The sequence below is a fragment of the Methanoregula sp. genome, assembly GCF_049510175.1.
Classification (GTDB): Archaea; Halobacteriota; Methanomicrobia; order Methanomicrobiales; family Methanospirillaceae; genus Methanoregula.
In genome coordinates, this window is record NZ_JBEKZF010000005.1 from 58082 (window position 1) to 71629 (window position 13548).

Here is a 13548-nt window from a genome sequence, read left to right on the forward strand (position 1 = left end):
TTATTTTCCTTTTGGGCCGGAACTGAGTGAGTCGATCCAGCGGGAGATACGGTGTGAATTCCGCTCGGGAAACACCCCTTCTGCCACCGACTTCACTTCCTCAATGGAGTAGAAGGCATTGGGGTTGAAATCCTTGATGATCCCCACAACATGCTTGAGATCCTGACGCTTGATGATCGTAAACACCATCTTCACTTTGCCCGTACCACCTTCCGCATCAATACTTGTCACCCCGTAATTGTGCAAGCGCAGGAACTGCACGAGCTCGACCGGGTCCTCCTTGGTGATGATGCGGACACTGGTAAGACCCAAGGAGAGTTTCTCTTCAAGGGCCATACCGACAAACGTGCCGGTGGCAAAACCCGCACCGTACGCGATATAACAGACGGCATTGGTCAGGTTGTTCATGACCTGCCCGATGGCAACGAGCCAGATGATCACCTCAAAAAAGCCGATGAATGCAGGGAGGTACTGGATCCCCTTTGACATGAAAATGACCCGGATCGTATCGAGGCTCATGTCGCAGACGCGGGCGAAAAAGATCAGAAGCGGTACTATTACAAAGGCAAAAACACCGGGCGTAATGACGGAGTCCAGCATTGTTACCTAATGTTCAGTCCCGCGCGTTAATAATGTGTGGTGAGGTTGTGCCACTGCCACGTTCTGCCAGACAGGGGACGGGCCTAAACCATCTGATGTGACAATAAAAAATAGAAATCCATTATAATGATGGCGGTTATTTACACCTAAAAAAGGTTACTCCCGCTAATCCGCGATAATTGTAGAATTTGTAATCGTGAATTTCTGGCTCGCCGTTCCGCTCTGCTGGCCTTCGATATTCAGGACTATCACATCCCATAACCCGACCAATGCCCCATTTGACTGTTTGAACGCGACCGGCCCGCAGGTAATCTGTGTCGCTGAACTAGCATCCGCATTGACACAGACAATTTCAGTAGACCCCTGCAAGAAGGAGACTTTTACTCCCGTGGTTTTAAAGTTCTGGCCATTGATGGTGAAGGAGACACCGGTCTGGTTCATTCCTACCGAATTCGGGGAGATCGCGGTGATCACTGGCCCGCCTTCCCCGATAGTGAATGCACTCGGGAGTATATCGGACCGTCCGTCAGGATTGACAACAATGACATCGTACGTCCCGGAATCCTTCTGGTACATGTTGAAGGTGGTGGTTATACTCGTTGAGGAAACCGATGTCGCCGTTCCCGTCACAGGAGCACTTCCCGGCTGTACCAGTTTGGGTATTGCACCGGTCACGAAGTTATTTCCGGTAATGGTTACCATCACCGACCCGTCCTTCACACCATTGGTCGGAGTGATGTTGGTCACAGTCGGCCCTTCGCCGATATACGTAATATTCGCAGCGACCGTTGCCGTGGGGGTGATGACAGGCACAGAAGATACCGTCACATGCGCTATTTTGACAGGGTAAACCTTCTCGACAAGAGTCCGGGGACTTTTATCGGTTTTACTATCGATAAAATGCCCCCAAGATCCATCCGAATTCTTATAAATCCAGGCACGGGTGTAACCATCGGTTGCAGAATCGTATTTGGTTATGACATACAACTGCTGTTCACTTCCAGAATTCGTCTTTGCGATGATATCACCGGCAACATATTTTGGTACCGGTGCGGCAGTCGGGACAGTTGTGGACGTGGACGTACCACCGGAATCGCTTGAACAACCGGCAATTATCATACTGGCAACAAGGATAAGGCAGAAGAGTATTCCAGACCATTTTTTGTCTATCATAACTTTTATTTTCTCACACACCTGTATATGATTTTTCCGTCATGGCGCCGGCAACGCGTCATAACGGACAGGAAAAATCAGACTACACGGGAATGTGTGGATGCCATTTGACGATAAGAATGCCGCGGATCAGGCAGACAGCACAGGTATTGTCACGTAATTCCAGGAAAGGTACCAGTGAACAACGGCCAGTATCCCCATAATAACCGCAGAGAGAGCGATAAACGGGAATACCTGATGGAGACGGGTGATCGCATTCCGGGGTACGGGCACATACGGATATCCGTTTCTCCCCGGGAGTCTTCTCGGTTCTCTTTCATGGAATCACCGTTCCGTACATACAGCGTGCCTCCCCATCCCCGATACCTGGTGCCAGCCTCACTTGTATATCATCCGTTGCCTGATTATCGGGATTATATCCGTGACTCTAGCAGATCCCGGATTGCCTTTTCCCGCAGTTCCGCGGCCATCCCCTGGGTTGCCATCCGTTCATCAAAGCCCGGGAAGGTTGCCTGATAGAATAATCCCAAGGGAATCCGTGCATCCGAGTTGTAGTCCCATTCGCGGGCCTTTGCGCAGGCACGGTCGAAACTGGCAGGGTCATGATCCGCAAGATCGTACACCCGGGGGGTATAATAATCGGCTGCCGGGAAGAACGTGGCGCAGATCTGGAGCACATCGACGAACGCGAAGCCGCGGTGGGCAATCCCGTTGCGGATCAGGGTTTTGAGCTGGTCCATCTTCTTCGTATAACCCCGTGCAACATAGGTCGCCCCGCTAGCAAGCATCAGTTCGATCGGGTTGAGAGGGAATTCCGCAGTACCTGTGGGCGTTGATTTGCCTCTGAACCCCAGTGGGGACGTCGGTGTGTATTGCCCTGTCGTGAGCCCGTAGACACGGTTGTTGTGGACAAGGACCGTGATATCGATGTTGCGCTTCGCCGCGAAGATGAGGTGATCCAGACCTTCCGCATAGCAGTCCCCGTCGCCACAGCAACAGATGACAGTCAGATCGGGATTAGCAAGCCTGATGCCCGTCGCTACCGGTATCGTCCTGCCATGGAGAGAGTAAAAACTGTTGATGTTGAGGTAATCGGCCATCTTTGCATGGCAACCGATGCCGGACACGAGGACGACATTGTCAAGCGACCTGCCTTCATTTTCCATCTCCGTCAAGATATTCTTGAGGGTATGCTGGAGAGAGAAGTTGCCACAGCCCGGGCACCAGGTGTTCTGGACATCCGTGATAAGCGCCCGCCCGGTCATGAGACTGCCTTCCTGACCTTTGCTAGAAGGCTCTCGTACGTGAAGGGGCGCCCGTCATACCTCATGATCTTTTTATCTGCAATGATACCGTGCTGCTCCGTGAGCGTCGCAAGCTGGGCCGTGGCATTCTCCTCCACGCAGATCAGTTTCTTCGTCCCTTCGAGTGCCTTCTTCAGCTGGGCCACCGGGAACGGCGAGAGGACCACCGGCTGGACCAGCCGCAGCCCGAGCTCAACGGCGACTTCACTGCACACGCCCTTTGTGGAGCCCCAGCAGAGGAGAGTCCCCGGTGCACCGGCAGACCCGAGGATATTAACCTGGGGATATCCGTTCATCTCCGCGATCAGCCCCTCCCACTTGCGCAGGCGCTTCTCCGTCATCCGGGAGACCATATCCGCTTCTTCCGTTGTATACCCCGATTCATCGTGAGCATAACTGTTCACTTTCACCACGGCATCCTTCGTTCCGGGGAGGGCAAGGGGCGAGATGCCAGAGAGAGTGTCAGCATAACGGTGATATGAGGGGTTGCCGTCCCAAAGGGGAACAGATCCTGTTATTTGTGCCGGTAAACCGGCAGTATCCACGCTATAAGTACCTTCGGAGAGGGTCTTGTCGGGGAGAATGAATGCCGGGACCTGGTACTTCCATGCGATATCCATCGCGATGGCAGACCAGACGAGTGCTTCCTGCGCATCTCCGGGTGCTACGATCAGACGGGGAAATTCCCCCTGCCCGGCATGCAGGACGAACAGGAGCTCGGACTGCCCGGTATAGGTAGGGAGGCCCGTTGACGGCCCGGTCCGCTGGGAGACCACGAGCACGAGGGGGAACTCTGCCATGCCGGCAAGGGAAACCCCTTCGGTCATGAGGCAGAATCCCCCTCCGGAAGTGCCTACTGCTGCACGTTTCCCGCCATACGCAAACCCGAGTGCCATCAGGATCACTGCGATCTCGTTCTCCGGATGCACGACGGTTATCCCGAACTTTTCCTTCTGCTCTGCAAGGAAATGCAGCAGGCTGGATGAAGGGGTCATCGGGTATGAGACATACGCATCAAGCCCGCCCCTGACCAGACCAAGGCCGATCGCCTCGTTTCCGGTCAGGAGGGGAAGGGGCGTGTTGCTGCATCGTTCAATTTGGTGAGCCGTGACCAGCTGTTCATAGGCACATTGTGCCACCTTCAGGTTCAGCTCCACTCCCTTTGGTATGTGAGACCGGAACACAGCCTCAACGATCTCCCAGTCAATCCCTGCCGCTTTTGCAAACCCCCCGATGATTGCCGAATTTCCCATGATCCCGGGTGCTTTCTCGACGGTGAGGACGGATTTTACGGAAATGCCCTGGCCATCCGATTTTACCAGGTCCGCATTGAAAACGATTGCCGTGCCTACGTGCATCTGTTCGCGGTGCAGGCTCACCGTTTCCTGACTTAAGGCCAGGACAAAATCGACCGTATCCCTGCAGGTTCCGACAGACTGTTCAGCACCCCGGATCACGGCAAAATTATGTCCCCCCCGTATCAGGGACGGGTAATCAAAATACAGGTAGATGTGGTAGCCAAGGTGGTTGAGCAGCTGGGCCACCATCGCACCAGCACTGTTGATGCCATCCCCGGCCTTCCCGCCAATCAGGACTGATACTTCTCTCATGTGTGCCCCCGCATGGTACGGTGATGCAGTTGCGGGTATATAGATTGGCATTATGGTATTACCAAAAGCGTACTCCTGCAGGCATTTGGTTGCCCGACAAAACGATGGAAAACGCTGGATCTACGAAGTATTGTTGCATAGGTATATTCAAATACGCAGAGGGATCAATCTTCATCGCTATACAGAGTACCAGATCTTCCAGTAGATTATATCACAGGGTTTGAACATCATGCCCTGTTGAAATTATCACCACCCACAACATCCGGAACAATGACAACGAAGGCAAGGAGGTGAACTTAGTGAATACAAATGATCTGATATCGGACAAGAAGGCCTACTACCTTCACACGACGAGCGGCATGGACATGGATGGCCTGATCAAGGCAATCCGCCATCCCAACCTAGGGATCCGCTGGAGGGCGGCACTTGCCCTTGGGGATATCGGCGAACCTGCCATCAAACCCCTGATCCGGGCACTCAAGGAGGATGACCAGGATGTCCGGTGGCTGGCCGGGCTTGCCCTCGGCCGTATCGGCAAATTGGCAATCCCCCAGCTGATCCGGGCATTATCCGAAAAGGATTATGACGTGCGCTGGCATGCGACTCAGATCCTTGCAGAGATCGGTGAACCATCGATCCCGCCGCTTATCGCGCTGCTGAGAGAGGAGGACAGCGATGTCCAGTGGCGAAGTGCCTTTGCCCTGTCCCTTATCGGGGAACCTGCAGTCGATCCACTGATTCTTGCACTGAAAGACAAGACCTGGTGGGTCCGGGTCAGGGCAGTCTGGGCGCTCGGAGAGATTCGCGACCGGCGCGCTGTGGAACCGTTGATCCAGTCAGTGGATGACCAGGACTGGTATGTCCGCTGGAGTGCGGCCGATGCACTGGGAAAGATTGGGGACGAGAGGGCGGCGATGTGCCTTGGAAAGGCGCTGAAAGAGTCAGACTCGTTTGTCCAGGTGCCCGCCACATGGGCGCTTGGCAAGCTCGGCAGCGCTGCGCCGGTCGATACCCTGATCCAGTCCCTGAAAAATTCCGACTGGTACGTGCGCTGGGGTGCAGCTGATGCTCTTGGCAACATCGGGGACATGAGGGCACTGGGGCCGTTGAAGAAACTGCTTGACGACAAGGATGAGTATGTGCGCCGGGCAGCAGATGAGGCCATCGGGAAAATCCAGAAAAAACAATAAAAACCTGAGAACCGGCTGGGATTCCCGTCTTTTTATTTTTTCAGAAGCTGCTCCAGTATCGATTTCATCTCATCGATTTTATAGGGTTTTGACAACTTGCCGGAAAACCCGTATCCTGCATAATCCATGATCACAGGATCATTGGTATAGCCACTTGAAACAATGGCTTTCACCGCAGGATCAAATTCCTTGAGGCACTGGATGACCTCTTTTCCTCCCATGCCCTCATGGATGGAGAGGTCGAGAATGACCACATCAAACGGGACACCGGCACTTTTTTCTCGTTTGTACAGATCGATCGCAGCTGACCCGTCCTTTGCAAACATCACCTCATGACCAAGAAACGTAAGGATTTCGAGGGTTACATCAAGGATGATCTGCTCATCATCCATCAGAAGTATTTTTCCCTTGCTGGCCATAAAAAACCCGTGACAATTTTTCAATACTTTCCCATCTGCTACAATATAGCCTATCATTTGTACCGATAGTGCCGGTTCCGGTGGTTTGCCGGGGGCTGCATCATCCCATAAAAACCGGCTTGTGTGCGGAAGAAGCAGGAAACGCCGGGAGATCGTGCTCACTTCTTCAGGGCCCGGAGCCGGGCTGCTTCCTCCTTGTCTTCCACGCGGAGGAGAAACGTGCCGTGGCAGGGCTTCGTGTAGGGAAAGATGACAAAATCCCCGTCGAGCCCTATCGCAATCGGTGGCAGGCCGATGACATGGACATCGAAGACCTTGAACCCCGGCGGCACATCAATGGATTCCTTGAAATTGCTTCTGATATAATCCCGGGACTCCTTGAAACTTGCATCCCGCAGCACGATCTCATAGTTCATTGATTCTACGCAGCCCATGGTGCCACCTCATCGATTGCCTTCTTGAGCGGCAGAGGGTTGTGAACTGCTTTTGCCGCAATGACCGTGCAGGGGAAGTCAATCTTCTTCACCTGCTCATCAAAATGTTCGCCATACACAAGGGCATACAGTTTTGCACCGGAGATCGCTCCCATGGTCGCCGCATAACTGACCCCCGCATCGTTGTGGATGAAAACAAAACACTGATCAAAGTCCCGTTTCTTGTCGGTGATCAGTCCCACGGCCCGGTCGAGGTCGATCACTTCCCCGAGATAGTGCCGGTCCGGATCCGAGATGACCAGCAGGGTATTTGCTGCCTTGTTGCCGGCAACAACCGGTGTGATCCCGGCCTTTTTCAGCCGGTTGATGAGATAGAGTGCGATACTGGTCTGCACCGGTACCTGCGGGCACCCGAGCACAAGGAGTGCCACTCTGAGTTTTGTTGTCAGTTCACCTTCCACGATTACCAGTCCCCTGCCATATGGTATAGTTTCTTTACTCAGCCACAGGAAATAACCTTACGCATCACGGCCACACCTGCCGGAGATTTCATTTTACACCGGCGTTTCGCCATGGATCCAGGCAAGATAGGGGAGATATCCGGCGGTTACCGGGAGTGCGAGAATCTCCGGCACGTCGTAGGGGTGCAGGGCCCGGAGTTCCCGGATGATATGTTCGGTATTCTCTTTCCGTGTCTTCATGATCAGCAGGTGTTCCTCATCGTCACAGAACTCCCCCTCCCAGCGGTACCAGGATCTCACAGGTGTCATATTCACACAGGCAACAAGGTGACGGTCAAGGAGCGCTCGTGCAATCTCCGCGGATTTCGAGGGGGGAACCGTGGAAACGATCACACAAATCTCCTGAGCCGGGTCCGGGCTTTTTGATTTCACCATGACGATGAATGTTGGACTGCGGGATAATAAGCCTAGTTCTTCCCCTGGTATGCAGCCCGGTGGAAACGCACATACCGGAATGAGGAGTTAAATTCTAGAGAATAAAGCGCAAACAGTGAGTACTTATGTACGCATCACGCATGAGCAATCTCCCGCCGTATCTTTTTGCGCGGATCGACGAGATGAAAGCGGAGCAGCAGAAAAAAGGCGTTGACATCATCGACCTCGGCGTAGGGGATCCGGACCTTCCCACGCCGCCCCATATTGTGACTGCCCTGTGCGAGGCGGCAAAGAAACCAGAGAACCACCACTACCCCTCCTATGCCGGCATGCCGGCCTACAAGAGCGCCGTGGCAGGCTGGTACAAAAAACGCTTCGGTGTCACCCTCGATGCAGGAAAAGAAGTGCTCGCTCTGATGGGTTCCAAGGATGGTATCGCCCACATCGCCGAGGCGTTCGTCAACCCGGGGGATTATGTCCTTACCCCGAGCCCCGGCTACCCGGTTTACCGCACGGGCACCCTCTTTGCTGAGGGCTGGGTGCATGAGATGCCGCTCCTGAGGGAGAATAATTTTGTTCCCGTGCTCGCGGATATCCCGAAGAACGTGGCACGATCGGCAAAGATCCTCTACATCAACTACCCGAACAACCCGACGGCCGCAGTTGCACCCCCGGGATTCTACAAAGAAGTCGTCGACTTCGCAAACGAGCACGATATCGTCGTAGTCTCGGACAATGCGTACTCCGAGATCGCGTACGACGGGTACCGTGCCCCGTCGTTCCTCGAGACGAAAGGCGCCATGGACGTAGGTATCGAGATGCACTCGCTCTCCAAGACCTACAACATGACCGGCTGGCGGATCGGCATGGCAGTTGGGAATGAGGAGATAATTGCCGGCCTCGGCCAAGTCAAGACGAACGTGGACTCCGGGGTCTTCAATGCGGTCCAGCACGCGGCGATCACCGCACTCAGCGGTCCGCAGGACTGCGTGGCGGATGCGTGCAGGATCTACCAGGAGCGCCGGGATGTGCTGATCGCGGGACTGCGTGACCTCGGGTTCGATGTCCCCTCCCCGAAAGCCACATTCTATGTCTGGCTGCCGGTGAAGGACTGTATGGCGTTCTCCGCCCGGCTCCTCAACGAGGCGGGTATCGTTGCAACGCCGGGCATTGGCTTCGGCGCTTGCGGGGAGGGCTATGTGCGGTTTGCGATTACCCGCCCCGTGGCACGGATCCAGGAAGCAATCGAACGCATGCGGAGGATGAAACTGTGAAACTCGCCCACCACCTCACCATACAGAACGGCCACCTCCACATCAACGGGCAGGACTGCATTACCCTTGCAGAGAAATACGGGACGCCACTGTATGTGACAAGCGAGGATCGGGTCATCGAGCAGTTCGAGAGTTACAGGAACGCCCTCGGTGCCCGCTACCCAAAGGTGCAGGTGCTCTTTGCAGCCAAGGCAAACGGCAACCTTGCCCTGATGCGGGCGCTGGCCCGGAAAGGTGCCGGGGCCGATGTCTTCTCCTCGGGGGAGCTCCATCTTGCCCTCGAGGCTGGTATGGCACCGGAGAAGCTGCTCTTCAACGGGAGTTCCAAGACTCCCGCGGATCTCCGGCTCGCGGTCGAGAAGGACGTCAAGGTCTCGCTCGATTCTCTCGACGAGCTCCACCAGCTCGATGCTGCAGCACAGGAAGCGGGAAAGACTGCGAAGGTCTCATTCCGGGTGAACCCGGCGCTCGAAGTACCCACCCACCCGAAAATTGCCACCGGCCTCGCGACCAGCAAATTCGGGATCCCGCATAAGGAGATCCCCGCAGCATACCGGGAAGCCCTTGCCTGCAAACACATCCGGCCGGTCGGTATCCACTGCCACATCGGCTCCCAGATCCTCGATATCGAGCCCTTTGCCCGGGCTACGGAAGTGATGGTCCGGATCGCAAAGGAGCTGACGGAGATGGACGTGAAACTCGAGTTCATAGACCTCGGGGGCGGTCTTGGTATCCCGTACCACCACGACACCGACCCGGCTCCGACTGCCGGGGACTATGCGGCAAAGGTGGTCCCGATCTTCAAGGCCGGTGTCGGAGCCTGCGGGATTACACCGGAACTCTGGGTCGAGCCCGGCCGCTCACTCGTTGCCGATTCAACCGTCCTCCTCACCCGGGTCAACTCCACGAAATCGGCACATAAGCGGTTTGCGAACGTGGATGCAGGGTTCAACCTCCTGATCCGGCCCGCGATGTACGACGCCTACCACGAGGTTATTGTCGCCAACAAGGCAGACGCACCCCTCACTACGGAATATACCGTCACCGGCCCGATCTGCGAGACCGGCGATATCCTTGCTCCGGACCGGAAACTTCCGGCACTCGCCGCAGGTGACATCATCGCGGTCCTCGATGCCGGGGCGTACGGTTATGCGATGTCCTCGCAGTACAACAGCAGGCCGCGTTGCCCCGAGGTGCTCATCAGGGGAACGCAGGCCGGGCTCATGCGCAGGGGCGAGACGGTCGGCGATCTCACGGCTACCATGGAACGCCCTACCTGGCAGAAATAAGCGGAGGCGGTCTTCGTGCTCTTCCACTATGCGCTGGTCGACGATCTCATCACGAAAGAGGAGTTTGAACGGCGTGTAGAGGCAAAGATCGATGAATGCGGCGACCTGGTCGACGAGCCCACGGCCGCGATGATGGTAGTTGGCGAGCTGGGCCGCGAGCACGTGAAGATCAAAGGCCTTGCCGCAAAATCCAGCCTCTTCTCATTTTTCGGGAAAGTGATCGACAAGACCGAACCCAAGGAATTCGATCGGGCTGACGGCGAGAAAGGCTGGGTCGCCACGCTCCTGCTCGGGGACGAGACCGGGACCACCCGGGTTGTCCTGTGGGATGAGAAGGCCGGGGCCGCACCCGACGTCGCCACCGGTGAAGTGCTGGAAATTATCGGGCGCCACCCGGGGAAAAATACAATGGAGATCTATGCCCTTGCGCTCCGCAAGGCCAGCTGCGAGATCACCTGCTCTCCCTCCAAAGAGGGTGCCGTCGCAGGCAGTCTTTCCAACGAACCGGTGGAGCTCGATGCGGTCCTGATCGCCCGCGGGGAGCCACGCTCGTATACCAGGCGGGACGGGACGAACGGGGATATGGTTGATGCAATAATCGGTGATACTGCCGGAACCGCACGGGTTGTCGCATGGGTACCGGACCTGCTCCTCCCCATTTCCCCGGGAACTGCCATTCACATCACCAATGCAAAACCAAACATGCGCGATGAGGGGCGGAGTTACAGTCTTGACGAAAAGAGCACGATCACCATCACCGGTCAGGTCATTTCAATCCCGTTTTCGCCGATTGGTTCCATCAGTGACCAGGGCACCTACTCCGTTCAGGGCAGCATGAAGCAGGTTCAGCAGCCAAGGTCGTTTACGACGAGGACTGGCACGCCCTCATGGGTCAGGAACGTGGTGATTACTGACGGGAGGGATGATCTGAACGTTGTGCTCTGGGGGGAGAACGCGCTCATTCCACTCGCTATGGGCGACTGCATCGAGATCTATCACGCAGCGGCAAAGCCCGGGAGGTTCGGAGATATCGAGTTGGGAGTCGGAAGGGGCAGTGCGCTGCGGGTGCCAAAAGAGACGGATCAACCGATTATCTTTCGCGGGACCATCCTGCCGGGACAGGGATGTACATTTATTGATGACGGGAAAGACCGCTACCTTATCGAGAGTGATTTTCCTCCGGGGACCGAAGTGGAGGTGACTGGGACCCTCTCCGGCAGCCGCATCATCCCGGATAAGGTAGTACCGTTAGATCTCAAAGCAGAGGATGTGATGACCCACGTGCAGAAACTCATGGATAATCTGACCTCGTGAACCACACTTTCACCCCCCGCAATCCGGGTGTTTATATGCCAGTCTTTAACATCTTGTTGTGCCATAGGAGTGTTACAAGAAATGGCTGAAGGACCATTAGAAATTGAAGATTTGCCGGGCGTCGGCCCGAGCACTGCAGAGAAGCTCCGGGAAGCCGGTTATCTCTCTGTCGAGAGCATTGCAACTGCATCACCTGCCGAACTCTCCGAGGTCTCCGAGATCTCGGAATCCATCGCAAAGAAGATTATCAAGGCAGCCCGCGAGGCTGCCGATGTCGGCGGGTTCAAGACCGGGAAAGACATCTTCGAACAGAGAAAGGATATCCGGAAACTCTCGTTCCGGGTCCCGGAACTGGATACCCTGATGGGCGGGGGACTCGAGACCCAGGCCATCACGGAGATGTACGGGGAGTTCGGTTCCGGTAAGAGCCAGATCGTCCACCAGATGGCAGTAAACGTCCAGCTCCCCGAGGATCAGGGCGGCCTGAACGGCAGCGTCATCTACATCGATACCGAGAACACCTTCCGGCCCGAGCGTATCGAGCAGATGGTAAATGGTCTCGGACTCGATGATGTCCCCGATGTGCAGGAGTTCCTCAACAATATCCATATCGCCCGGGCACACACATCCGATCACCAGATGCTTTTGATCGACAATTCCCGTGAACTGGCAAATGAGCTGAAAGACAGCGACAAGCCGGTCAAGCTCTTCATCATCGATTCCCTGACCGCCCACTTCCGGGCGGAGTACGCCGGAAGAGGAACACTTGCAACCCGCCAGCAGAAACTGAACCGGCACATGCACGAACTCTTCAAGCTCATCGATGAACACAATGCCGTGGGCCTCGTCACCAACCAGGTCATGTCCAACCCGGCCGTATTCTTCGGGGACCCGACAAAACCGATTGGCGGCAACATTGTCGGGCATACGGCAACATTCCGTCTTTACCTCCGCAAGAGCAAGGGGGGCAAGCGTATTGCACGTCTCGTGGACAGCCCGAACCTCCCCGATGGCGAGGCACCGTTCATTGTTGAAGAGGCTGGTCTCAAATCGTGTTGAAAGCACTCCTCACGGATATAGACGGGACGATCACTGATCCCGCCCGCAGGATACATACCGGGGCCATCGAAACGATCCGGTCGCTGGTCGGCCAGGGGGTCGTTGTAGTACTCGCGAGCGGGAATACGTCCTGCTTCATGGAATCACTCTGCAAGATGATCGGCACGCAGGGGAGCTTCATCGCAGAAAACGGCGGGGTGTTCCGGGTGGGATATACCGGCCCCCTCCGGATTACCGGTGACCAGAGTGCCTGCAGGAAAGCACTTGAAACAGTACAGGTCTATTACCGCACACGGGGAAAAGAGCTGGATCTGTTCAGTCCCACCTACCGGTTCGCTGACCTGGCATTCGCCCGGACGGTACCGGTCGGGGAGGTAAAAGAGATCGTAAAGGACTACCCGGTACAGGTGATCGATACTGGATATGCCATTCACCTCCAGTCACCGGGGGTCAACAAAGGGACCACGCTCGTAACTCTTGCAGAAACAATGGGCCTTAACCCGGCAGATTTTCTCGCGATTGGCGATTCCGTCAATGATATCCAGATGCTTAAGGCGGCAGGGATCGGCATTACGGTTGCCAATGCCCATCCCGACACAAAAGCGGCAGCAGAATATGTTGCAGAAAAAGAATACGGAGACGGGTTTGTCGAAGGGATGAAAAAATATTCTTCCTATTTCCGTGCCAGGTAGCGGTCAACAACAATATAGTCCTTGATATCCTTTACCGATTCAAACGGTATGATAAGCAGTTTGTCATCTTCAAGGTTGTAGCCTTCTGTGGAAAAGGCCTGGTCCGGGTGGATGATCATATCCAGGATCTGACCGGAATCGAAATCAACACGGATGTTTTTCAGGGTTCCGATGAGCTTCCCGTCATTGCTCATGATCTTTTTTCTCGACAGGCTGCGGGCAAATACACGAGTCATAAAAAAATTGACGATGTATAAATATTTAAAATGTTCTAAATTGGCGTTAAAAATGAGT

At 55.3% G+C, this 13548-nt stretch carries 15 protein-coding genes; 6 read left to right on the plus strand and 9 right to left on the minus strand.

Going from position 1 to position 13548, the window contains the following annotated elements; translation table 11 throughout:
• The 4 genes from ABSG49_RS08170 to ABSG49_RS08185 all read right to left on the minus strand — a co-directional run bounded on the left by ABSG49_RS08170 (window position 1) and on the right by ABSG49_RS08185 (window position 4687).
• Window positions 1–600, minus strand: coding sequence for a DUF2179 domain-containing protein (locus tag ABSG49_RS08170; protein WP_424025631.1), 600 nt, complete (start codon window positions 598–600; stop codon window positions 1–3).
• A 165-nt stretch (window positions 601–765) separates the two neighbouring features.
• Window positions 766–1773, minus strand: coding sequence for an IPT/TIG domain-containing protein (locus ABSG49_RS08175; RefSeq protein WP_424025632.1), 1008 nt, complete (start codon window positions 1771–1773; stop codon window positions 766–768).
• Between the two features lie 413 nt (window positions 1774–2186).
• Window positions 2187–3038 carry a thiamine pyrophosphate-dependent enzyme gene (locus ABSG49_RS08180; RefSeq protein ID WP_424025633.1) on the minus strand — a complete coding sequence of 284 codons (852 nt, stop codon included), beginning with the start codon at window positions 3036–3038 and terminating at the stop codon, window positions 2187–2189.
• Window positions 3035–4687, minus strand: a complete 1653-nt coding sequence (locus tag ABSG49_RS08185; RefSeq protein ID WP_424025634.1) for a 2-oxoacid:acceptor oxidoreductase subunit alpha — start codon at window positions 4685–4687, stop codon at window positions 3035–3037. Before ABSG49_RS08185 ends, ABSG49_RS08180 begins: the two co-directional genes overlap by 4 nt.
• A 299-nt stretch (window positions 4688–4986) precedes the next feature.
• On the opposite strand from ABSG49_RS08185, the gene ABSG49_RS08190 reads away from it, so the two are divergent.
• Window positions 4987–5877: a HEAT repeat domain-containing protein gene (locus ABSG49_RS08190; protein WP_424025635.1), complete on the plus strand. Its 891-nt coding sequence runs from the start codon at window positions 4987–4989 to the stop codon at window positions 5875–5877.
• Between the two features lie 32 nt (window positions 5878–5909).
• On the opposite strand, the gene ABSG49_RS08195 is transcribed toward ABSG49_RS08190, so the two are convergent.
• From ABSG49_RS08195 to cutA, 4 genes are all read right to left on the minus strand, one after another.
• Window positions 5910–6269: a response regulator gene (locus ABSG49_RS08195; protein ID WP_424025636.1), complete on the minus strand. Its 360-nt coding sequence runs from the start codon at window positions 6267–6269 to the stop codon at window positions 5910–5912.
• 185 nt (window positions 6270–6454) lie between these two features.
• Window positions 6455–6730: a DUF1894 domain-containing protein gene (locus ABSG49_RS08200; protein ID WP_424025637.1), complete on the minus strand. Its 276-nt coding sequence runs from the start codon at window positions 6728–6730 to the stop codon at window positions 6455–6457.
• Entirely contained in the window at window positions 6718–7191 is a 474-nt protein-coding gene (locus tag ABSG49_RS08205; protein ID WP_424025638.1) for a DUF1890 domain-containing protein, read from the minus strand. Before ABSG49_RS08205 ends, ABSG49_RS08200 begins: the two co-directional genes overlap by 13 nt.
• A 93-nt stretch (window positions 7192–7284) precedes the next feature.
• Window positions 7285–7626, minus strand: a complete 342-nt coding sequence (gene cutA, locus ABSG49_RS08210) for a divalent-cation tolerance protein CutA (RefSeq protein WP_424025639.1) — start codon at window positions 7624–7626, stop codon at window positions 7285–7287.
• A 125-nt stretch (window positions 7627–7751) separates the two neighbouring features.
• Here cutA and ABSG49_RS08215 point away from each other — a divergent pair, with 125 nt between their 5' ends.
• From ABSG49_RS08215 to ABSG49_RS08235, 5 genes are all read left to right on the plus strand, one after another.
• A complete protein-coding gene (locus ABSG49_RS08215) occupies window positions 7752–8900 on the plus strand; it encodes an LL-diaminopimelate aminotransferase (RefSeq protein WP_424025640.1) in 1149 nt (382 codons plus the stop codon).
• Complete coding sequence (lysA, locus tag ABSG49_RS08220; RefSeq protein WP_424025641.1) at window positions 8897–10189, plus strand: diaminopimelate decarboxylase; 1293 nt, start codon at window positions 8897–8899, stop codon at window positions 10187–10189. Before ABSG49_RS08215 ends, lysA begins: the two co-directional genes overlap by 4 nt.
• Before the next feature lie 15 nt (window positions 10190–10204).
• Window positions 10205–11503 (plus strand): nucleic acid-binding protein, encoded by a 1299-nt coding sequence (locus tag ABSG49_RS08225; protein ID WP_424025642.1) that lies wholly within the window; start codon window positions 10205–10207, stop codon window positions 11501–11503.
• Between the two features lie 81 nt (window positions 11504–11584).
• Entirely contained in the window at window positions 11585–12562 is a 978-nt protein-coding gene (gene radA / locus ABSG49_RS08230; protein ID WP_424025643.1) for a DNA repair and recombination protein RadA, read from the plus strand.
• Window positions 12556–13254, plus strand: a complete 699-nt coding sequence (locus ABSG49_RS08235; protein WP_424025644.1) for a phosphoglycolate phosphatase — start codon at window positions 12556–12558, stop codon at window positions 13252–13254. The genes radA and ABSG49_RS08235 overlap by 7 nt, the downstream gene beginning before the upstream one ends.
• On the opposite strand, the gene ABSG49_RS08240 is transcribed toward ABSG49_RS08235, so the two are convergent.
• Window positions 13236–13490 carry a PRC-barrel domain-containing protein gene (locus tag ABSG49_RS08240; protein ID WP_424025645.1) on the minus strand — a complete coding sequence of 85 codons (255 nt, stop codon included), beginning with the start codon at window positions 13488–13490 and terminating at the stop codon, window positions 13236–13238. The genes ABSG49_RS08235 and ABSG49_RS08240 overlap by 19 nt on opposite strands.
• Between the last annotated feature and the right edge of the window lie 58 nt (window positions 13491–13548).